Genomic DNA, 21,353 nt, shown 5'->3' with positions numbered 1-21,353 from the left:
TCGGGGCCCCCCGGGTCCACTTTGTAGATTGAATTCAGAGGGCTTCGCCATGGACCATCTTGTACTCACAATTATCGCCGCCGACAAACCCGGCCTGGTCGAGCGCATCGCGCAGAATATTGCCGCCCATGGGGGAAACTGGCTGGAAAGCCGCATGGCCCATATGGCCGGGCAGTTTGCCGGGATCTTGCGGGTCAGCGTACCAGCGGAAAGCCGTCAGGCATTGTTGGGGGCGCTGGAGGACTTATCCACACACGGCATTCGCGTGCTGGTGGGTGAGGGCAGTACCGGGCAGGCTTCGGCGTCCAAACCGATTGTGATGACGCTGGTGGGCAATGACCGTTCGGGCATCGTGCGTGAGATCACGGCATTGTTGAGCCAGCAAGGCGTGAACCTGGAGCGCTTGAGCACGGATGTGCGCCCGGCCCCCATGAGTGGCGACCCGCTGTTCACCGCCGAAGCGTTGTTGCAGGTGCCGCCGTCGTTGTCCCTGGAGAGCTTGCAGCTATCCCTGGAAACCTTGGCGGATGACTTGATGGTGGAGCTGCGTAACGAGGAATAATCTGTCCACAGGGTTATGCATGGAAAACTTGCATGGGCCTGTGGATAACCTTGGGGTGAATGCCTGCAAGCCACGGCAGCCGTGGCTTGCAGTAGGTTGTACGTTATTTGATCAGCGTTTGCGCACCGTCAACCAGGCATCCACGCTGTAGACCAGCAGGCCGGCCCAGATAAAGGCGAAGGCGATCAGCGTGCTGGGGGCCAGGTGTTCGCCGAACAACAGCACGGCTTCGAGCAGTACCAGGGTCGGCGCGACGTACTGTAAAAAGCCCAGCGCCGTGTAGGGCAAATGCCGCGCGGCGGCGTTGAAGCACACCAGCGGGATCAACGTCACCGGGCCTGCGGCGACCAGCCACCAGGCTTCAGAGGTACTCCAGAACTCAAGCTGTGCGCTGTGGGCGGTCGGGTTGAACAGCAGCCACGCGACGGCAATCGGCACCAGCATCCAGGTTTCCACCACCAGCCCCGGCAGTGCCTTGACCGGGGCCTGTTTGCGGATCAGGCCGTAGAAGCCGAAGGTCAACGCCAGCACCAGCGACACCCACGGCAAGCTGCCCACCTGCCAGACCTGTTGCGCCACACCCACCGCGGCCAGCCCCACGGCCACCCATTGCAGGCGGCGCAGGCGTTCGCCGAGGAGCAGCATGCCCAGCAGTACATTCACCAGCGGGTTGATGTAGTAACCCAGGCTCGCTTCCAGCATGCGCCCACTGTTCACCGACCACACATACGTCAGCCAGTTGCCCGCAATCAACGAACCGCTGAGGGCCAGGATCGCCAGGCGCTTGGGGTTGTCGCGCAGCTCGCGGAACCAGCCGGGGTGCTTCCACACCATCAACAGCAAGCCGCCGAACAGCGCCGACCACAGCACGCGGTGCACGATGATTTCGGCGGCGGGTACGCTGGCGATGGCTTTGAAGTAGAGCGGGAACAAGCCCCAGATGACATAGGCGCTGAGGCCCAGGATGTACCCCTTGCGGGGGTTGGCGGCGTGCATTGCAGAGTCCTTGTTCTAGCAGTTAAAACAGTTTCAATGGTTCTTCGTTGAGCGCTGAGAGTTGCTCACGCAGCGCCAGCACCTGGTCACCCCAATAGCGTTCGCTGCCGAACCACGGGAAGCTATGGGGGAACGCCGGATCATCCCAACGCCGCGCCAGCCAGGCGCTGTAGTGCATCAGGCGCAGGGCGCGCAATGGTTCGATCAACGCCAACTCACGCGGGTCGAAGTCGTGGAACTCCTGGTAGCCGTCCATCAATTCCGACAGTTGCCCCAGGCATTCCTGACGATCACCGGCGAGCATCATCCACAGGTCCTGTACGGCCGGGCCCATGCGGCAGTCATCCAGGTCGACGATATGGAACATCTCGTCGCGGCACATCATGTTGCCGGGGTGGCAGTCGCCGTGCATGCGGATGTTCTTGTGCGGCGTGGCCTTGTACACCTCTTCCACACGCTTGAGCAGGTCGCGGGCCACGGACTCGTAGGCCGGTAGCAGGCTTTTGGGAATGAAATTGCCTTCAAGCAGGGTGTTGAGCGAATCGTGACCGAAGTTCTTCACACCCAGGGCTTCGCGGTGTTCGAACGGGCGGGTGGAACCCACGGCGTGCAAACGGCCGAGCAATTGACCGAGGCGATACAGTTGATCGAGGTTGCCCGGCTCCGGCGCACGACCGCCCCGGCGCGGGAACAAAGTGAAGCGGAAACCTTGGTGTTCAAACAGGCTTTCGCCGTTGTGGATCATTGGCGCGACGACCGGCACTTCGCATTCGGCCAGTTCGAAGGTGAAGCGGTGTTCTTCAAGGATCGCGTCGTTGGTCCAGCGCTGGGGGCGATAGAACTTGGCGATCAGCGGCTCGGAGTCTTCGATGCCCACCTGATATACGCGGTTTTCGTAGCTGTTGAGCGCCAGGACGCGAGCATCGCTGAGGAAGCCGATGCTTTCGACGGCATCGAGCACCAGATCAGGGGTGAGGGTTTCAAACGGATGGGCCATGGGAACTCCTGCGGGCAGCAGGGCGCCGCGTCCGGCTGGGTATGGTAACGCACCGGGCTTGAGATAGGTGGTGGCTGTGCCATTGCCATCGGGGGCAAGCCCCCGATAGCCATGGGTATCTACACAACTTCCAGTGAATACGGAATCTATGGCAATCAGGCTTCTGTGGTGAGCGGGCTTGCCCGCTCACCACAGAGTTATGTGTCAGCCTTTAAGAGTTGTGTAGATACCTATGCCCCGATAGCGGGGTGTCAGGCGCCGACGATCCCACCATCATCGCGCCGAATCGCCATCACCGACGAGCGCGGCTTGCCGTTAGGCAGATGCTCCGGCCAAGTCGAACCCCCGGTTTCCCCCGGATGCTGAATCCCTACAAACAGCGTCTTCTGATCCGGCGAAAAGCTGATCCCCGTCACTTCACAGGCCACCGGCCCAACCATGAAGCGACGGATTTCGCCGGTCGCCGGGTCGGCGCAGAGCATCTGGTTATTGCCCATGCCGGCGAAGTCGCCCGCGTTGCTGTAGTCGCCGTCGGTGAGGATCCACAGGCGCCCGGCCTTGTCGAAACCCAGGCCATCGGGGCTGTTGAACATGTTCTGCGGATTGATGTTGGACGAGCCGCCCTTGGGCTTGCCGGCGTGCACGCCAGGGTTGCCGGCTACCACAAACAGGTCCCAGTTGAAGTCCGCCGCACCGTGGTCATCGGCATTCGTCTTCCAGCGCAGGATCTGCCCGTAGACGTTCTTCTCCCGTGGGTTGGGGCCGCCGACGGGTTGGCCGTCTTCGCCGCGCTTGGCGTTGTTGGTCAGGGTGCAATAGACCTGGCCGTCGGTGGGGCTGACCACGATCCATTCCGGGCGGTCCATGCGTGTGGCCTTGACCACGCTGGCGGCCAGGCGCGCGTGGATCAGCACCTCGGCCTGGTTGGCAAAACCGGTGCTGGCGTCGATGCCGTTTTTCCCAAAGGTCAGCTCGACCCACTGGCCTTTGCCCTTGGGATGGTCGGCATCGCCATCGCCTGCATCGAAGATCGCCACATACAAGGTGCCGTGGTCGAGCAGGTCTTTGTTGGCCTTGGGGTTCTTGTGGTTGATCTTGTCGCGGCTGACAAACTTGTAGATGAACTCACCGCGTTCGTCGTCGCCCATGTACACCACGGCGCGGCCGTCGCGGGTTTCAGCGAGGGCCGCGTTCTCGTGCTTGAAGCGGCCCAGGGCGGTGCGCTTGGCCGGGGTGGATTGCGGGTCGAACGGGTCGATTTCCACCACCCAGCCATGGCGGTTCAGTTCGTTGGGGTTCTTGGCCATGTCGAAGCGTGGGTCGTGCAGGTGCCAGTTGATCTCTTTACTGGCGGCTACCACGCCGTAGCGTTTTTGCCCGGCGTCGAAGGTTTGCTGCGGGTTACTGCTGCCGAAACAGTCGGTGAAGTTCTCTTCACACGTCAGGTAAGTGCCCCACGGTGTCTTGCCGTTGGCGCAGTTCTGGAAGGTGCCGAGGGCTTTTGTGCCCGACGTGTCGGCGCTGGTTTTGAGCCAGTCGTGGCCGGCGGCGGGGCCGGTCAGGCGGATCGGCGAGTTGCCGTGGATGCGGCGGTTGTAGCGAGAGTCCTGGACGAACTGCCAGGTGTCGCCCTTGCGCCGCACTTCGATCACCGACACGCCTTCGCTGGCCTGGGCCTTGTGCACGTCTTCGGCCGATTGCGGCGCGCCGCCGTGGGCGTAGAGGTAGCGATAGTTGGTGTATTCGTTGTTGATCGCCATCAGCGCGCGGTTGTCGTCACCGGGGAAGGCGAACAGGCTCATGCCGTCGTTGTTGTCACCGAACTGCTGCTCCTGGGCTTTGGCCGTGCCGTTGCCGGATGGGTCGAACGCCGGGGCATTGTTGTGCAGCGGCTGACCCCAACTGATCAGCACCGAAGCGCTGTAGCCCGGTGGCAGGGTGATGGTGTCGCTGGTGGCGGCGGCGATGCTGGCAAACCCCAGCAGCGGGCTGGCGGAGGCGGCGTTCACGGCCAGGGCGCTGCGGCTGAGCAGGTTGCCGCCCAGGAACATCGCTGCACCGCACAGGGCACCAGCGCCGATGAAGCGGCGGCGGGTCAGGCCGACCATCTGTTCAAGGTCGGTGGCTTGGTTTTCTTCTAATAGGCTCATCTCAGGCTCCCTGCGGTTTTTGCAGACACCATAAGGAGCGGGTGTGACGAAGTTGTTGCAGTTTGAAGAACTCTGCCGCTCAGACCGGCGTGCCGAGCAGTACCTGGCTGGGGGCAAATTGCACCTGGATCGCCCGCCCTTCGGCGGCGTCCAGCGCCTTGAGCGCGTCGGGCTGCGCCAAGGCGCATAACACCTGGCCGCTGGAGAGGGCAATACGGACTTCGCTGGGGCCGTCGTCGGCGTCGAGAATGGCGTCCACTGTCCCGCTCATGCAATTGTGTCCAAGTGTTGCTATGCCCTGCGGCGCCAGCAGTTCGAGCCAGCCGGCCTTGATCAGTGCGACGACCTCCACGCCGATCTCCAACTCCAGGCGTTGCGTGCTGTCGCAGGTGATTTGTGCGGCAAGGCTCAGCCCGCCCGCCAGTTGCAAGTGAATCAAGTCGTTGCGGCCATGGCGTTCAATCGCGACGACCTGGCCGTGCAGTTGGTTACGGGCGCTGGTGCGCAGCATCAGGCGGCCGAGCAGGTTGAAGTCGCTGGCCGCTTCGTCCGAGCCCAGCACTTGGGCCTGCAGCACTTGCAAACGTTGATAGAGGCGCAACACTCGCTCGCCTTCCGTCGTGAGCTTGGCGCCGCCGCCACCTTTGCCGCCGACGCTGCGTTCCACCAACGGTTTTTGCGCGAGGTTGTTCAGCTCGTCGATGGCGTCCCAGGCGGCCTTGTAGCTCAAGCCGGCGCTTTTGGCGGCGCGGGTGATGGAGCCTTGTTCGGCGATATGCGCCAGCAAGGCGATACGCTGAGGGCGACGGACGATATGTTGGCTGAGCAAGGTCGGTAGAGACATGGGCATACGCTGTGTTGGGAGTGAGCGGACGTTGCGGCGGTGAGGCGTGAGAGTCAAGTGCCAGGCTTGGGCGTGCGGGCCAGGCAGTACACATCCACTTGTCGTGCGCCGGCGTTGATCAATAGCTGCGCCAGGCTGTGGGCGGTGGCGCCGGTGGTGAGTACGTCGTCCACCACGGCGAAGTGGCGATCTTGCACCTGGGCATCGGTTGCCAGGGCAAAGGCGTGGAGCAGGTTGCGTTTGCGGGTCTTGGCGTCGAGGGCTTGTTGCGCGACGGTTTCATGGGGGCGTAACAACAGGTGTTCATCGTAGGGTATGTCCAGGTCGGTGCTGAGCCAGCGCGTGAGCATCAGCGCTTGGTTATAGCCCCGTTCGCGCAGGCGTTTGCGAGCCATGGGCACCGGCAACAACAGGTCCGGCCGGGCGAGTCCGGTATTGTCGAAGCGATGGTGCAGGTAGTGGCCCATCAAGCGTCCCAGCATGTGCCCGAGTGGCCAGTGTGCCGCGTGCTTGAAACGGCTTATCAGGCTGTCGATTGGAAAACTGTAGGACCATGGGGCGATCACCTGTTTAAACGCTGGTGTGTGTTGCTGGCATTGACCGCAGATCAAACCCTCCATCGGCAAGGGCAGGGCGCAGACTTCGCACTGCTCCATAAGCCAGGGCAGTTCGGTTTCGCAGACGTTGCACACACAATCGGCTGTTTGCGCCGGTTCATCGCAGATTAAACACGTCTGGGTGTTTTTTGACCAGATGTAAACCTCATGTTTGTATCCAGGTTGACAGTGCATGATTCTTCCTTAAATATGCCGAGCATCCGTGTCGCGCCTGTGGGTATTGTCCTTTCCGCAGCGCTTGCCAAAGCATAATCAAGGAATCGCCCATGAGCGCCAGCACCACTGCCACCCTGCGTCACGACTGGTCCCTGGCCGAAGTCAAAGCACTGTTCGTGCAGCCGTTCAATGACCTGTTGTTCCAGGCGCAGACCGTGCACCGCGCGCATTTCGACGCCAACCGTGTGCAGGTGTCGACCCTGCTGTCGATCAAGACCGGCGCTTGCCCGGAAGATTGCAAATATTGTCCGCAGTCGGGCCACTACAACACTGGCCTGGAAAAAGAAAAGCTGATGGAAGTGCAGAAGGTCCTCCAAGAGGCTGCCCGCGCCAAGGCCATCGGTTCGACCCGCTTCTGCATGGGCGCCGCCTGGAAACACCCGTCGGCCAAAGACATGCCCTACGTGCTGCAGATGGTCAAGGGCGTGAAGGCCATGGGCCTGGAGACCTGCATGACCCTCGGCCGTCTCGACCAGGACCAGACCGAAGCCCTGGCCCAGGCCGGCCTCGACTACTATAACCACAACCTGGATACCTCGCCGGAGTTCTACGGCAGCATCATCACCACCCGCACCTACGGCGAGCGTCTGCAAACCCTGGCCTACGTGCGTGACTCGGGGATGAAGATCTGCTCCGGTGGCATCCTCGGCATGGGCGAGTCCCTCGACGACCGCGCCAACCTGCTGATCCAGTTGGCCAACCTGCCGGAGCATCCGGAGTCGGTGCCAATCAACATGCTGGTCAAAGTGGCTGGCACGCCACTGGAAAACGCCGAAGACATCGACCCGTTCGACTTCATCCGCATGCTGGCGGTGGCGCGCATCCTGATGCCCCAGTCCCACGTGCGCCTGTCGGCCGGTCGTGAGGCCATGAACGAGCAGATGCAGGCCCTGGCGTTTTTCGCCGGCGCCAACTCGATCTTCTACGGCGACAAACTGCTGACCACCGCCAACCCGCAGGCCGACAAGGACATGCAACTGTTCTCGCGCCTGGGGATCCTGCCGGAAGCCCGTGAAGAGCACGCCGATGAAGTGCACCAGGCGGCAATCGAGCAGGCGTTGGTGGAGCACAAGAGCAGCGAGCAGTTCTATAACGCTGTCGTCTGATTGATAGGCGATCCAACTGTGGGAGGTGCTTGCTCTCGCAGTTTTTGACCGAGTTGAACCTGCTAGTCCGAGGCCTGCATGTCTTTTGATCTCTCCGCGCGCCTCGCTGCCCGCCGTGCCGAACACCTTTACCGCCAACGCCCTTTGCTCCAGAGCCCCCAGGGCCCTGAAGTGGTGGTCGACGGCCAACCGTTGCTCGCCTTCTGCAATAACGACTACCTGGGCCTGGCCAATCACCCGCAAGTGATCGAAGCCTGGCGCGCCGGGGCGTCGCGCTGGGGCGTGGGCGGTGGTGCCTCACACTTGGTGGTCGGGCACGCCACGCCGCACCACGCGTTGGAAGAAGCCCTGGCCGACCTGACCGGTCGCCCGCGTGCGTTGCTGTTTACCACCGGCTACATGGCCAATATGGGCGCGGTCACAGCGCTGGTGGGGCAGGGCGATACGGTGCTGCAAGATCGCCTTAACCACGCATCGCTTCTGGACGCGGGCTTGTTGTCCGGCGCACGGTTCAATCGCTACCTGCATAACGACGCCGCCAGCCTGGCCAAGCGGCTGGAGAAAGCCACCGGCAATACGCTGGTGGTCACCGATGGGGTGTTCAGCATGGACGGCGACCTCGCCGACTTGCCCGCCCTGGCCCGTGAAGCCAAGGCCAGAGGCGCCTGGCTGATGGTGGATGATGCCCATGGCTTCGGCCCGCTGGGCGCCAACGGTGGCGGGATTGTCGAGCATTTCGGTTTGAGCCAGGAGGATGTGCCGGTACTGGTCGGCACCTTGGGCAAAGCCTTCGGCACGGCAGGCGCGTTTGTGGCCGGCAGCGAAGAGTTGATCGAAAGCCTGATCCAGTTCGCTCGCCCGTACATCTACACCACCAGCCAACCACCGGCGCTGGCCTGCGCCACGTTGAAAAGCCTGGAATTGCTGCGCACCGAACACTGGCGGCGTGAGCATCTCAATGGGCTCATCCGCCAGTTCCGTCAGGGCGCGGAGCAGCTCGGCCTGGACCTGATGGACAGCTTTACGCCGATCCAGCCGATCCTGATCGGCGACAGCGCCAGGGCGGTGCGTTTGTCGCAGATGCTGCGCGAGCGTGGCTTGATGGTCACAGCCATCCGTCCGCCCACCGTACCCGCCGGCAGCGCGCGCCTGCGCGTCACATTGACGGCAGCCCACAGCGCGGCGCAGGTGCAGCTATTGTTAAACGCGTTGGAAGAGTGTTTCCGCTTGCTAGGCGCCACGGAGCCTGCTCATGCGTGATCGACTGATTCTACTGCCCGGCTGGGGCCTCGGCGTATCGCCGCTGGAACCTTTGGCCGCCGCATTGCAGGGGCTGGACGAGCACCTGCATGTACAGATCGAGCCGTTGCCGGCACTGGACTCCAGTGATCTGGGCGAATGGCTGGATGAACTCGACGCCACACTGGCGGACAACGCCTGGCTGGGCGGCTGGTCCCTTGGCGGCATGCTGGCCTCTGAATTGGCGGCGCGACGGGGTGAACGCTGCTGCGGCTTGCTGACCCTGGCGAGCAACCCGTGTTTTGTCGCCCACGAAGGTTGGCCGAGCGCGATGCCCGCTGAGACCTTCGATGCGTTCCTTGCCGGCTGCCACGCCGATTCCCAGGTCACCCTCAAGCGCTTCGGCCTGTTGTGTGCCAAAGGCGCCGCAGACCCTCGCGGGCTGGCGCGTTTGCTGGTCAGCGGCGCGCCGAATACGCCGTCCAATGTGTTGATGACCGGGCTGGAACTGCTCGCGCAACTGGACACCCGCGAAGCCTTATTGGCCTATCGCGGCCCGCAGTTGCACCTGTTTGCCGGGATGGATGGACTGGTGCCCGCCGAAGCCGCCAGCGACCTGCTGACGCTGCTCCCCGATGTTGAAATCGGTCTGATTGAACAGGCCGGTCACGCTTTTCTCCTGGAAGACCCCCACGGTGTAGCGGGGGCCATCCAGGCTTTTTTGCATGAGTGCCTTGATGACTGATCTCTCCCATCCGCCCCTGCCAGGCGCCTTGCCGGACAAGCGTCAGGTGGCGGCGTCGTTTTCCCGTGCAGCGGCCAGCTACGACAGCGTTGCCGAGTTGCAGCGAGCAGTGGGGCACGAACTGCTGTCGCGTCTGCCGTCAGCGTGCGTGCCACGACGTTGGCTGGATATGGGGTGCGGCACGGGGTATTTCAGTCGCGTACTGGCTGACTTATTGCCGGCCAGCCAGGGCGTAGCGCTGGATATCGCCGAAGGCATGCTCAACCATGCGCGACCTTTGGGTGGCGCGCATCACTTCATCGCGGGTGATGCCGAGCGCTTGCCGCTGAAAGCTGAGAGCGTTGAGTTGCTCTTCTCCAGCCTTGCGGTGCAATGGTGTGCGAACTTCGATGCAGTGCTCCGTGAGGCCCATCGCGTGCTGCAACCGGGCGGGGTATTGGCCTTTGCCAGTTTATGCGTAGGCACATTGGATGAACTGCGCGAAAGTTGGCGCGCCGCCGATGGCCTGGTGCACGTCAACCGCTTCCGCACCTTCGAGGCCTACCAACAACTGTGTGGGGCCAGCGGTATGCGCGTGGTCAGCCTGGAGCGCCAGCCCCACGTGTTGCATTACCCGGATGTGCGCAGCCTGACCCATGAATTGAAGGCCCTCGGTGCGCACAATCTCAACCCGGGCCGCCCCGACGGGTTGACGGGCCGCGCACGGATTGCTGCACTGGTGCAGGCGTATGAGCGGTTCCGTCAGGTCCAGGGCCTGCCGGCGACTTACCAAGTGGTGTATGCCGTACTGGAGAAACCTCTATGAGCGCCGCTTATTTCATTACCGGCACCGACACTGATGTCGGCAAGACCACCGTCGCCGCCGGCCTGCTGCATGCGGCCCGCCAAGCCGGTAAAAGCACCGCCGCCGGCAAACCCGTCGCCTCCGGTTGCGCGGTAACCCCCAAGGGCCTGCGCAATGCGGACGCCCTGGCGCTGCTGGCCGAATGTTCATTGCCCTTGAGTTATGCCGAGGTCAACCCGGTGGCGTTCGAACCGGCCATCGCACCGCATCTGGCGGCGCGGGAGGCGGGAGTTTCGCTGACGGTGCAGTCGCTGCTCAAGCCCATGCAGCAGGTACTGGCGCGGGACGCGGATTTCACCTTGATCGAAGGCGCGGGCGGCTGGCGCGTGCCCTTGGCCGATCAAGCCAATCTGTCGGACCTGGCAATGGCGCTTAAATTACCGGTGATCCTGGTGGTGGGTGTGCGCCTGGGCTGCATCAGCCATGCCCTGCTCACTGCCGAGGCCATTGCGCGGGACGGTTTGCAACTGGCGGGCTGGGTGGCGAACATCATCGACCCCAAGACGTCCCGCCTGGAAGAAAACCTCGCCACCCTGGCCGAACGGCTGCCTGCACCGTGCCTGGGCCGGGTGCCGAAACTCAAGCATGCCAGCGCCGAAGCCGTGGCGCAGTACCTGCAACTGGACCTGCTTGACTGATTTTGGCTATCGCCAAGGCATTATGCCATTAGTGTTTTTGACGGGCGTTTTGCCACGTTCTCTGCTTCAATCAGCGTTCACGATTCTCTAAAGGCAGGCTTGCGCCATGGAAATCTCTGGAAGCAGCGCGTTTTATTCGGGTCTGAATACCATTCAGTCCGGGCAAAGCCGTGTCGACCAGGCCGCTGGCAAGATCGCCAGTGCAGCCACCAGCCAACCTTCGGATGCCCAGAATGATCGCTTGCAAGCGGTCAACCGCGGCCAGCCGACCAACTCCGCCAGCAACATGGTGGAACTGGCCGAGGGCAAGTTTCAGGTGGAGCTGGGCGTCAAAGTCGCCAAGGCTTCCGACGAAATGCTCGGTACGTTGATCGATACCTACGCCTGATCTAAATGTGGGAGGGGGCAAGCCCCCTCCCATATTTGCCCTGTTTTATCCTGAACCCTCTCTACACTCTCTTTGATGTGGCATCTCGCCTCAGGCCTTGTTGCGCCTGGGTTGATGCACGTCATGACAAACGGCATCTGACCGGCGCTTGACATCCCCAGATCGTAAACGTATGTTTCAAACACCTGTTTGACCGCTACAACACATTCCACGCGGTTGTTCATTCCAGCTACATCAGCAGAGGTTTATCGCTATGCCTGACTACAAGGCCCCCTTGCGTGATATTCGCTTCGTTCGTGACGAACTGCTCGGTTATGAAGCGCACTATCAGAGCCTGCCGGCTTGCCAGGACGCTACCCCGGACATGGTTGACGCCATCCTTGAAGAGGGCGCCAAGTTCTGTGAGCAGGTGCTGGCACCGCTGAACCGCGTGGGCGACATCGAAGGGTGCACCTGGAGTGAGTCGGGCGTTAAGACGCCGACGGGCTTTAAAGAAGCCTACAAGCAATTTGTCGAAGGTGGCTGGCCGAGCCTGGCCCACGACGTGGAGCACGGTGGCCAAGGCCTGCCGGAATCCCTGGGCCTGGCGGTGAGCGAAATGGTTGGCGCCGCCAACTGGTCGTGGGGCATGTACCCAGGCCTGTCTCATGGCGCGATGAACACCATCTCCGAGCACGGCACCCCCGAGCAGCAAGAGGCTTACCTGACCAAGCTGGTGTCGGGCGAATGGACCGGCACCATGTGCCTGACCGAGCCACACTGCGGCACCGACCTGGGCATGCTGCGCACCAAGGCCGAGCCTCAGGCCGACGGTTCCTACAAAGTCTCCGGCACCAAGATCTTCATCTCGGCCGGTGAACACGACATGGCCGACAACATCGTCCACATCGTACTGGCCCGCCTGCCGGACGCACCGGCCGGCACCAAAGGCATCTCGCTGTTCATCGTGCCGAAGTTCATGCCCAACGCCGACGGTTCGGTGGGTGAGCGCAACGCGGTGAGCTGTGGTTCCCTGGAACACAAGATGGGCATCCACGGCAACGCCACCTGCGTGATGAACTTCGACGCGGCCACCGGTTTCCTGATCGGCCCGGCGAACAAAGGCCTGAACTGCATGTTCACCTTTATGAACACCGCTCGCCTGGGCACCGCGCTGCAAGGTCTGTCCCACGCCGAGATCGGTTTCCAGGGCGGCCTGAAATACGCTCGCGACCGCCTGCAAATGCGCTCCCTGACCGGCCCGAAAGCGCCGGACAAGGCCGCTGACCCGATCATCGTGCACCCCGACGTGCGCCGCATGCTGCTGACCATGAAAGCCTTCGCCGAAGGCAACCGTGCGATGGTGTACTTCACCGCCAAGCAAGTGGACATCGTCAAGTACGGCACCGACGACGAAGCCAAGAAACAGGCCGACGGCCTGCTGGCCTTCATGACCCCAATCGCCAAGGCGTTCATGACCGAAGTCGGTTTTGAATCGGCCAACCACGGCGTGCAGATCTACGGTGGCCACGGCTTCATCGCCGAGTGGGGCATGGAGCAGAACGTTCGCGACAGCCGCATTTCGATGCTGTACGAAGGCACCACCGGTATCCAGGCGCTGGACCTGCTCGGCCGTAAAGTGCTGATGACCCAGGGTGAAGCGCTCAAGGGCTTCACCAAGATCGTGCACAAGTTCTGCCAGGCCAACGAAGGCAACGAAGCGGTCAAAGAGTTCGTTGCACCGCTGGCTGCACTGAACAAAGAGTGGGGCGAGTTGACCATGAAGGTCGGCATGGCTGCGATGAAAGACCGTGAAGAAGTCGGTGCCGCCTCGGTGGATTACCTGATGTACTCCGGTTACGCGTGCCTGGCTTACTTCTGGGCCGACATGGCACGCCTGGCTGCCGAGAAACTGGCTGCCGGCACCACCGAAGAGGCCTTCTACACCGCCAAGCTGCAGACCGCGCGCTTCTACTTCCAGCGCATCCTGCCGCGTACCTTGGCACACAAGGCCACCATGCTGTCGGGCGCCAACAACCTGATGGACATGAAAGAGGAAGACTTCGGCCTGGCTTACTAAGCCTCACCGGGTTTGCCTGGAACCGCCGCTTCCCCTGGGAGCGGCGGTTTTTTATGAGCAATAAAAAACACAGTACAGCGCTCAGGGATTGCCGCCGGCTGCCGTTACAGTGATGGCAATGTGATACATGACCGGCAGGGTGTGCTTAACTGTCTGGATCAAGGCACATTGCCATCATTTTTTGCGGGTCGGAGTTTTACCCTTGTCACGCGTGTCCGCTGTACGTTTCAGTCATTTTCTCCCTTCGTTGCTGCTCTTGCTGGCCGGGCTCTCGGCTGCTTATGTCAAGGACCTCAACGTCTTCTTCACCTCGCTGTTCAATGTGTTGCCCACCCTGGTGCTGCTGCTCGGCGGTTCGTACTGCGCGGTGTATCGGCGCCAGCGTGAATTGTTCTTGATGATCACGGTGTACATCGCCTACTTCCTGCTCGATACCCAGACTGATTTCTATCGCGATAACGGCCGCGTGCGCGAAGACGCGGCCGTGGTGTTTCATCTGTGTTGCCTGCTGTTGCCGCTGCTGTTCAGCATTTACGCGCTGTGGCAGGAGAAGACCCATCTGTTCCGCGACTTCGTGGCCCGCTGCGCCGTGCTGCTGGCCATCGGCAGCGTGGCGTTGGCCTTGGAGCAAAGTTATCCCCAGGCCGTGCTGAATTGGCTGGCGGAGATTCGCTGGCCGGCACTGCATGGCACCTGGATGAGCCTGATCCAATTGTCGTACCCGATGTTCCTGATTGGTTTCCTCACGCTCGCCGCACAGTACTGGTACCAGCCACGCCCGCTGCATGCGGCGCAGTTGGTGGGGTTGCTGGGGTTGTTCTGGATGTTGCCGCAGACCTTCATCCTGCCGTTCACCCTCAACATCATGTGCAGCCAGGTGATGCTGATGATCGCGGCCGGCGTGGCCCACGAGGCCTATCAAATGGCGTTTCGCGACGAGCTGACCGGCCTGCCGGGGCGTCGCGCCCTCAATGAGCGCATGCAGCGGCTGGGGCGCAACTATGTGCTGGCGATGACCGACGTCGATCACTTCAAACGCTTCAACGACACCCACGGCCACGACGTCGGCGACCAGGTGCTGCGCCTGGTGGCGAGCAAGCTGTCCAAGGTCAATGGCGGCGGGCGTGCCTATCGCTACGGCGGTGAAGAGTTCGCCGTGGTGTTTGCCGGCAAGACCCTGGATGAGTGCATGCCGCATCTGGAAGAAATCCGCGAGATCGTCGCCAACTACGACATCAAGCTGCGCAATGCGGACCGCCCCCAGGACGATCAACAAGGCCGTCAGCGCCGGGCGGGCAGCGGTGCGACGAGTGTCTCGGTGACGGTCAGCATCGGCGTGGCCGAACGCCAGGCCGAGCAGCGCACCCCCGAAGAAGTGCTCAAGTCCGCCGACCAGGCGCTGTATGCCGCCAAGGGCGCCGGGCGTAACTGCGTGATCGCCGCCGGGCAAACCCGCCGTGGCGCGGTGCGCATGGAGAGCGCTGCCGGTTGAGTGATGGCGGTGTATTCAGCGGTTCTACAGTGATTGTCTGAGGCGCGGGCCGGCAGTAGGTTGAGACCATCTGCTGCCGGAGACATGACCATGCCTGAGTACAAAGCTCCCCTGCGCGACATGCGCTTTCTGATCGACAACGTGTTTGATTTTCACGGCCACTACGCCGCGTTGGGCGCAACCGACGCCAGCCCGGACATGGTCAGTGCGATCCTCGAAGAAGGCGCCAAATTCTGCGAGAACGTGCTGTCGCCCCTCAACCGCAGCGGCGATGAAGAGGGCTGCCATTTTGACAATGGCGTCGTCACCACGCCCAAGGGGTTCAAGGAAGCCTTCGCCCAGTACGTCGAAGGCGGCTGGCACGGTGTGGCGGCGGACCCGGCCTACGGTGGCCAGGGCTTGCCGCAATCGCTGGGCCTGGTGCTCAGCGAGATGATCGGCTCCAGCAACACCTCCTGGGGCATGTACCCGGGCCTGACCCACGGCGCCATGTCGGCGATCCACGCCCACGGTACAGCCGAGCAAAAAGACACCTTCCTGAACAAGCTCACCGCTGGCGAATGGACCGGCACCATGTGCCTCACCGAAGCCCATTGCGGCACCGACCTGGGGCTGATCAAGACCCGCGCCGTGCCCCAGGCCGACGGCAGTTATGCGGTCACCGGCAGCAAGATCTTCATCTCGGCCGGCGAGCACGACATGAGCGCCAACATCATCCATCTGGTGCTGGCCAAGTTGCCGGACGCCCCGGCGGGCACCAAGGGCATCTCGTTGTTTATCGTGCCCAAGTTTCACGCCGACTCCGGCGAGCGCAACGCGGTGCACTGTGGTTCCATCGAACACAAAATGGGCATCAAGGCCTCAGCCACCTGCGTGCTCAATTTCGACGGTGCCAAGGGCTTTTTGATTGGCGAGGCCAACAAAGGCCTCAATTGCATGTTCACCATGATGAACCACGCGCGGCTGGGCACTGGCATGCAAGGCCTGTGCAACGGCGAGGCAAGCTTTCAAGGCGCGATCAAGTACGCCAACGACCGCCTGCAAATGCGCTCGCTGACCGGCGCCAAGGCCCCGGACAAAGCGGCCGACCCGATCATCGTGCATCCCGACGTGCGTCGCATGCTGCTGACCATGAAAGCCTTCAACGAAGGCAACCGCGCATTGACCTACTTCACCGCGCAATTGCTCGATACCGCCCACCTGAGCAGCGACGCCGCTCAACGCCAGGAAGCTGAAGACCTGTTGGCGTTCCTCACGCCGATCTGCAAAGCCTTTATGACCGACACCGGGTTGGAAGTGACCAACCACGGCATGCAGGTGTTCGGCGGCCACGGCTACATTCGCGAATGGGGCATGGAACAACTGGCCCGCGATGCTCGGATCGCGCCGATCTATGAAGGCACCAACGGCATCCAGGCCCTCGACCTGCTGGGCCGCAAGGTGTTGGGCAGCCAGGGCAAGTTGCTGCGCGGGTTTACCAAAATCGTGCATAAGTTCTGCGCGGCGAATGCTGAACATCCGCAGTTCAAGGCCTATGCGGCACAACTCAATCAACTGAACGGCGAGTGGGGCGAACTGACCACCCAGGTCGGCATGGCCGCGATGAAAAACCCCGACGAGGTGGGCGCTGCCGCCGTGGATTACTTGATGTACAGCGGCTACATCGTCCTTGCCTACCTGTGGCTGCGCATGGCAATTGCGGCGCAGGCCCATGACGATGGCGAGTTTGCCAAGGCCAAGCTGGCCACGTGCGAATTCTACTTCAAGCGCCTGCTGCCGCGTACCGCCACCCACCGCGCTGCTGTGCAAGCGGGCAGCGAGTGCCTGATGAGTCTGCCAGCGGAGGCGTTTGCGTTGTAGTGACTTAAAAATACCAGTCAGTCACAAGTGGACCCTATGTGTCTGAAAAGTTGTTCGGGTACACTCGGAGCCTGTAAAACCGATCCTATCGAATCACTTTTCACGTTCTCACGAGGTTTGCCATGGCTGATTACAAAGCGCCGCTGCGTGATATGCGCTTCGTCCTCAACGAAGTTTTTGAGGTCGCCAATACATGGGCCCAATTGCCGGCATTGGCAGACACCGTTGACGCCGAAACCGTCGAGGCGATCCTCGAAGAGGCCGGCAAAGTCACCGCCAAGTCCATCGCGCCAATCAGCCGTGGCGGTGACGAACAAGGTTGTCGTTGGGACAACACGGCGGTGTTTACCCCGGACGGTTATCCACAGGCCTACAAGACCTACGCCGAAGGCGGCTGGGTTGGCGTCGGTGGCGATCCTGCGTTTGGCGGCATGGGCATGCCCAAGGCCGTTTCGGCCCAGGTTGAAGAGATGATCAACTCGTCGAGCCTGGCGTTTGGCCTGTATCCGATGTTGACGTCCGGCGCGTGCGTGTCGATCAACACCCACGCCAGCGAAGCACTCAAGGCCGCCTATCTGCCGAAGATGTATTCCGGCGAATGGGCCGGTTCCATGTGCCTGACCGAGGCCCATGCCGGCACCGACCTGGGGATTATCCGCACCAAGGCCGAGCCTCAGGCGGACGGTTCCTACAAAATCAGTGGCACCAAGATCTTCATCACCGGTGGCGAGCACGACCTCACCGAAAACATCATCCACTTGGTATTGGCCAAGCTGCCGGATGCACCGGCTGGCCCCAAGGGCATCTCGCTGTTCCTGGTGCCGAAGTTCATGGTCAATGCCGACGGCAGCCTGGGTGCGCGTAACCTGGTGAGCTGTGGCTCTATCGAACACAAGATGGGGATCCAGGCGTCCGCGACCTGCGTGATGAACTTCGACGAAGCCGTGGGTTATCTGGTGGGCGAGCCTAACCGTGGGCTGGCGGCGATGTTCACCATGATGAACTACGAGCGCTTGGGTGTAGGTATTCAGGGGCTGGCGTCCGGTGAACGGTCCTACCAGAACGCCATTGAATACGCGCGTGACCGTCTGCAAAGCCGTGCGCCGACCGGTGCCCAGGCCAAGGATAAGGTCGCCGACCCGATCATCGTGCACCCGGACGTGCGCCGCATGCTGCTGACCATGAAAGCCGCGAACGAAGGTGGCCGCGCGTTCTCCACCTATGTGGCGACGCAGCTGGATATCGCCAAATTCAGCGAAGACGCCGCAGCCCGTGAGCGTGCGGATAACCTGGTGGCGTTGCTGACACCGGTGGCCAAGGCGTTCCTCAGCGACCTGGGCCTGGAAACCACGGTGCTCGGCCAGCAGGTATTTGGTGGCCACGGCTACATCCGCGAGTGGGGCCAGGAGCAATTGGTGCGTGATGTGCGCATCACGCAGATCTACGAAGGTACCAACGGCATCCAGGCCCTGGACTTGATGGGGCGCAAGATCGTCGGCAGCGGCGGTGCGTTCTACACCTTGTTTGCCGATGAGATCCGTCAGTTCACTGCCAATGCAGGGGCCGAGTTGGCTGAGTTCACCAAACCGCTGAACGCGGCGGTGGACAACCTGGATGAACTGACGGCTTGGGTACTGGATCGCGCCAAGACCAACCCGAATGAAATCGGTGCGGCGTCGGTGGAGTATTTGCATGCGTTTGGTTACATGGCCTACGCCTACATGTGGGCGCGCATGGCCAAGGCTGCCTTGGGCAAAGAGGCTGAGGAAGACTTCTACGCCAGTAAACTGGGTACCGCACGCTTCTACTTCGCGCGTCTGCTGCCGCGTATTCACTCCCTGAGTGCGTCTGTAAAAGCCGGTAGCGAATCGCTGTTCCTGCTGGATGAAGCACTGTTCTAAGGGGGCGAAGGGTTTGTAAGCATTCTCTTACATGACGTGCTGCTATTCGTCCTCTATCGCCAAATTGGATCCACGGATAATCTACTTCACATGGACGTCGCGCAGGAAGCGCAAAGCAACAACACGGACACGTAGGATTCTGCCAGGACGGCGGAGTGAAATGGATGTCAGGGAAACAGTCTGCAAAGCCCCGCTTCGGCGGGGTTTTCTTTTGCCTGCGAAAAAGTCAGGCTGGTGCCTGCGGGGCATTCATCACGTCTTCCAGCAAGGTACGCAGCAACGCCATCGTGGCCTGCTGACGCTGCACATCACGGCACACCAAGCCTACTTTCAGCGGCACCCGCGGTTCACTCAGTGGCTTCCATAGCAGCATCTGGCTGTTGTGTTCGTCCTGGGAGCGGCCCGGCAGTACGGTTGCCAGTTGGGTGTGTGGCAGGCTGTCGAGAATCCCCACCATGGTATTGAGCTCTGCCTGCACTTGCGGCCGTCGCCCCAGGTTGGCGAGCTGGCCTTGCCAGATCTGCCGGATTTGAAACTCTTCCCCCAGCAGCAACATCGGCAACTCGGCCGCCTGTTTCAACGAGACTTTCTTGAATTCGCGCAGGGGATGATCATCCGGGATGACCACCTTCAGTTCATCTTCATACAGCAGCACGCCGTGTAATCCCGGCTGACGTGGCGGCAGGTAACTGATGCCGATGTCCAGCGAGCCGTTGAGCAGCCGCCGTTCAATCTCCAGCCCGGTCAATTCGTAGATCTGCACCACCAGGTGCGGCTGAGCCTTGCGCACGCGCTCAAGCATCTGCGGCACCAGGCTGGTGTGTACGGTCTGCAGCACGCCGATGGCCAAGGTGCGCAAGGCCTGGCCCTTGAAGTTGCGCAATGCCTCGACGGCTTGCTGCATACCGTCGATCAACGGCAGCGCATGGTTGTACAGCGTGTGGGCGGCGAGGGTGGGCAGCAGGCGCTTGCTGCTGCGCTCGAACAGGCTGACATCGAGGTTCTGCTCCAGTTGGCGGATCTGCTGCGACAAGGCCGGTTGGGAGATCGAAAGCCGCTCCGCAGCACGGCCTACATGGCCCTCTTCATACACAGCGACGAAATAACGCAGTTGCTTGAAATCCATAAGTCTTTCTTATCGAAAAAGCTGGAAAATCGAAATGGCCGTTGGCCCCGCAGGCGCCTAGTCTAGCGCCTATTCGCAGGGCTTACAGGGCCAGATCGGGCAATGAACAGCGTTTATGTTGATGGCGTTTACATAGGCAAGTCAAAAAATACACAGGCCGTGTTCACCTCCATGCAGGTTGTCAGCGGGGGTGATCTGTGAACCTGTTCTCTATCCGCCGCCCCGCGCCGAGCCTGGACGATTTGGTCCTGGATGCGCAGCACGCTGATCCTTCGAGTGAATCCTTGATGCCCACTGTGGCGCGGCCGCCGCAAGTCTTCGTACGTGGCCAGGGTTCCTGGCTGTGGGACAGCGACGACCGTGCTTACCTGGACTTCAGCCAGGGCAATGGCGCCAACAGCCTCGGCCACAGCCCGCAGGTATTGATCAACGCCTTGAATGACCAGACCCAAGCGCTGATCAATCCCGGCATGGGCCTGCATAACCGCGCCCAACTCAACCTCGTCGACCGCTTGTGCCACCGCACCGGCAGCGACCAGGCCTACCTGCTCAACAGCGGTGCGGAAGCTTGCGAAGCGGCGATCAAGCTTGCGCGCAAATGGGGCCAGCTGCATCGCGGCGGCGCGTACCGCATCATCAGCGCCAGCAACGGTTGCCATGGCCGCAGTTTCGCGGCGCTGGCGGCGTCGTCCGCAACGTTGGAAAACCGTTTTGAACCGCAATTGCCCGGCTTCAGCCATGTGCCGTTCAACGACCTGCCGGCCCTGCACGCCGCTGTCGATGCACAAACCGTTGCCATCATGCTCGAACCGATCCAGGGCGCCAGCGTCACCCCTGCGACCGAGCACTACCTCAAGGGCGTCGAGCGCCTGTGCCGTGAACTGGGGATCCTGCTGATCCTCGACGAAGTGCAGACCGGTCTCGGTCGCTGCGGCACGTTGCTGGCCGAACAACAGTACAGCGTACGCGCTGACATCATCACCCTCGGCAAAGGCCTGGGCGGTGGCGTGCCCTTGGCAGCGCTGCTGGCGCGCGGTAAAGCGTGTTGTTTCGAGGTGGGCGAACTGGAGGGCACCCACCACGGCAATGCGTTGATGGCGTCAGCCGGTGCGGCGGTACTCGACACGGTGCTGGAACATGGTTTTCTTGAGCATGTGCGTGAGTGCGGCCTTTACCTTGGCGAAGGCCTTGCACGCCTGGCGTATCGCTACGACCACGGCCAACTGCGCGGCCAGGGCCTGATGTGGGGCCTGACGTTGTCGGATGATTCTGCCGATGCCGTGGTAAACGCCGCGCTGCAAGAAGGCCTGATCCTCAACGCCCCACAACCTGACTGCCTGCGCTTCACCCCAGCACTGACGGTGAGCAACAGCAATATCGACGAAATGCTCCTACGCCTGGCCCGCGCCTTCTCCCGCGTGCGCACCGCACAACTGCAATGCCGCAAGGGCATCGCCGTTTAACCCCATTTTCCTGAACCGTCTCGCGGTATACGCGGCGCCTCCAGCCTGACTCTTTTGGCTGGGGGCGTTTTTTTGCGTGCTCGATACAGGATGGCGCAATGCCAGATTCT

At 61.8% G+C, this 21,353-nt stretch carries 18 protein-coding genes; 12 read left to right on the top strand and 6 right to left on the bottom strand.

The genetic code is table 11. The annotated features are described in order from the left end of the window. Positions 1–49: 49 nt before the first annotated feature. Positions 50–562 carry an ACT domain-containing protein gene (locus PspS35_RS27310; RefSeq protein ID WP_150760211.1) on the top strand — a complete coding sequence of 171 codons (513 nt, stop codon included), beginning with the start codon at positions 50–52 and terminating at the stop codon, positions 560–562. 111 nt (positions 563–673) lie between these two features. On the opposite strand, the gene rarD is transcribed toward PspS35_RS27310, so the two are convergent. From rarD to PspS35_RS27285, 5 genes are all read right to left on the bottom strand, one after another. Beyond that, a complete protein-coding gene (rarD, locus tag PspS35_RS27305; protein ID WP_159937530.1) occupies positions 674–1,558 on the bottom strand; it encodes an EamA family transporter RarD in 885 nt (294 codons plus the stop codon). A gap of 22 nt (positions 1,559–1,580) precedes the next feature. Then, positions 1,581–2,555 (bottom strand): serine/threonine protein kinase, encoded by a 975-nt coding sequence (locus PspS35_RS27300; RefSeq protein WP_159937529.1) that lies wholly within the window; start codon positions 2,553–2,555, stop codon positions 1,581–1,583. A 251-nt stretch (positions 2,556–2,806) separates the two neighbouring features. Continuing rightward, the gene (locus PspS35_RS27295; RefSeq protein WP_159937528.1) at positions 2,807–4,705 is read right to left on the bottom strand and encodes a PhoX family phosphatase; all 1,899 of its coding nucleotides are present in this window, start codon (positions 4,703–4,705) and stop codon (positions 2,807–2,809) included. A 79-nt stretch (positions 4,706–4,784) separates the two neighbouring features. Continuing rightward, complete coding sequence (locus PspS35_RS27290) at positions 4,785–5,549, bottom strand: TOBE domain-containing protein (protein WP_159937527.1); 765 nt, start codon at positions 5,547–5,549, stop codon at positions 4,785–4,787. Between the two features lie 53 nt (positions 5,550–5,602). Further along, positions 5,603–6,340 (bottom strand): ComF family protein, encoded by a 738-nt coding sequence (locus tag PspS35_RS27285; RefSeq protein WP_159937526.1) that lies wholly within the window; start codon positions 6,338–6,340, stop codon positions 5,603–5,605. A gap of 92 nt (positions 6,341–6,432) precedes the next feature. Between PspS35_RS27285 and bioB the strand changes: the two genes are divergently transcribed. From bioB to PspS35_RS27235, 10 genes are all read left to right on the top strand, one after another. Continuing rightward, entirely contained in the window at positions 6,433–7,488 is a 1,056-nt protein-coding gene (gene bioB, locus PspS35_RS27280) for a biotin synthase BioB (RefSeq protein WP_159937525.1), read from the top strand. Positions 7,489–7,566: 78 nt separating this feature from the next. After that, positions 7,567–8,748 carry an 8-amino-7-oxononanoate synthase gene (gene bioF / locus PspS35_RS27275; protein WP_159937524.1) on the top strand — a complete coding sequence of 394 codons (1,182 nt, stop codon included), beginning with the start codon at positions 7,567–7,569 and terminating at the stop codon, positions 8,746–8,748. Then, the gene (locus PspS35_RS27270; RefSeq protein WP_159937523.1) at positions 8,741–9,472 is read left to right on the top strand and encodes an alpha/beta fold hydrolase; all 732 of its coding nucleotides are present in this window, start codon (positions 8,741–8,743) and stop codon (positions 9,470–9,472) included. Before bioF ends, PspS35_RS27270 begins: the two co-directional genes overlap by 8 nt. Then, positions 9,465–10,277 carry a malonyl-ACP O-methyltransferase BioC gene (bioC, locus tag PspS35_RS27265; RefSeq protein ID WP_159937522.1) on the top strand — a complete coding sequence of 271 codons (813 nt, stop codon included), beginning with the start codon at positions 9,465–9,467 and terminating at the stop codon, positions 10,275–10,277. Before PspS35_RS27270 ends, bioC begins: the two co-directional genes overlap by 8 nt. Further along, positions 10,274–10,954: a dethiobiotin synthase gene (bioD, locus tag PspS35_RS27260; protein WP_159937521.1), complete on the top strand. Its 681-nt coding sequence runs from the start codon at positions 10,274–10,276 to the stop codon at positions 10,952–10,954. The genes bioC and bioD overlap by 4 nt, the downstream gene beginning before the upstream one ends. Positions 10,955–11,060: 106 nt before the next feature. Then, positions 11,061–11,342, top strand: a complete 282-nt coding sequence (locus tag PspS35_RS27255) for a pyrroloquinoline quinone biosynthesis protein PqqE (protein WP_099585700.1) — start codon at positions 11,061–11,063, stop codon at positions 11,340–11,342. 253 nt (positions 11,343–11,595) lie between these two features. Next, a complete protein-coding gene (locus PspS35_RS27250; RefSeq protein WP_159937520.1) occupies positions 11,596–13,401 on the top strand; it encodes a phenylacyl-CoA dehydrogenase in 1,806 nt (601 codons plus the stop codon). A gap of 202 nt (positions 13,402–13,603) precedes the next feature. Continuing rightward, positions 13,604–14,893, top strand: coding sequence for a GGDEF domain-containing protein (locus PspS35_RS27245; protein WP_159937519.1), 1,290 nt, complete (start codon positions 13,604–13,606; stop codon positions 14,891–14,893). Positions 14,894–14,983: 90 nt separating this feature from the next. After that, positions 14,984–16,753 carry an acyl-CoA dehydrogenase C-terminal domain-containing protein gene (locus PspS35_RS27240; RefSeq protein WP_159937518.1) on the top strand — a complete coding sequence of 590 codons (1,770 nt, stop codon included), beginning with the start codon at positions 14,984–14,986 and terminating at the stop codon, positions 16,751–16,753. Positions 16,754–16,875: 122 nt separating this feature from the next. Continuing rightward, on the top strand, positions 16,876–18,654 hold the full coding sequence (locus PspS35_RS27235) for an acyl-CoA dehydrogenase C-terminal domain-containing protein (protein ID WP_159937517.1): 1,779 nt from the start codon (positions 16,876–16,878) through the stop codon (positions 18,652–18,654). Positions 18,655–18,880: 226 nt separating this feature from the next. Here the strand turns inward: PspS35_RS27235 and PspS35_RS27230 are convergent, their stop codons facing one another. Further along, the gene (locus tag PspS35_RS27230) at positions 18,881–19,780 is read right to left on the bottom strand and encodes a LysR family transcriptional regulator (protein WP_159937516.1); all 900 of its coding nucleotides are present in this window, start codon (positions 19,778–19,780) and stop codon (positions 18,881–18,883) included. Positions 19,781–19,977: 197 nt separating this feature from the next. On the opposite strand from PspS35_RS27230, the gene PspS35_RS27225 reads away from it, so the two are divergent. Next, positions 19,978–21,243: an aminotransferase class III-fold pyridoxal phosphate-dependent enzyme gene (locus PspS35_RS27225; RefSeq protein ID WP_159937515.1), complete on the top strand. Its 1,266-nt coding sequence runs from the start codon at positions 19,978–19,980 to the stop codon at positions 21,241–21,243. Positions 21,244–21,353 lie beyond the last annotated feature (110 nt).

Origin of the sequence: Pseudomonas sp. S35 (assembly GCF_009866765.1) — a bacterium.
Classification (GTDB): Bacteria; Pseudomonadota; Gammaproteobacteria; order Pseudomonadales; family Pseudomonadaceae; genus Aquipseudomonas.
Note: the sequence above shows the minus strand (reverse complement) of the source record. Positions and strands in the feature narration are given on the sequence as shown.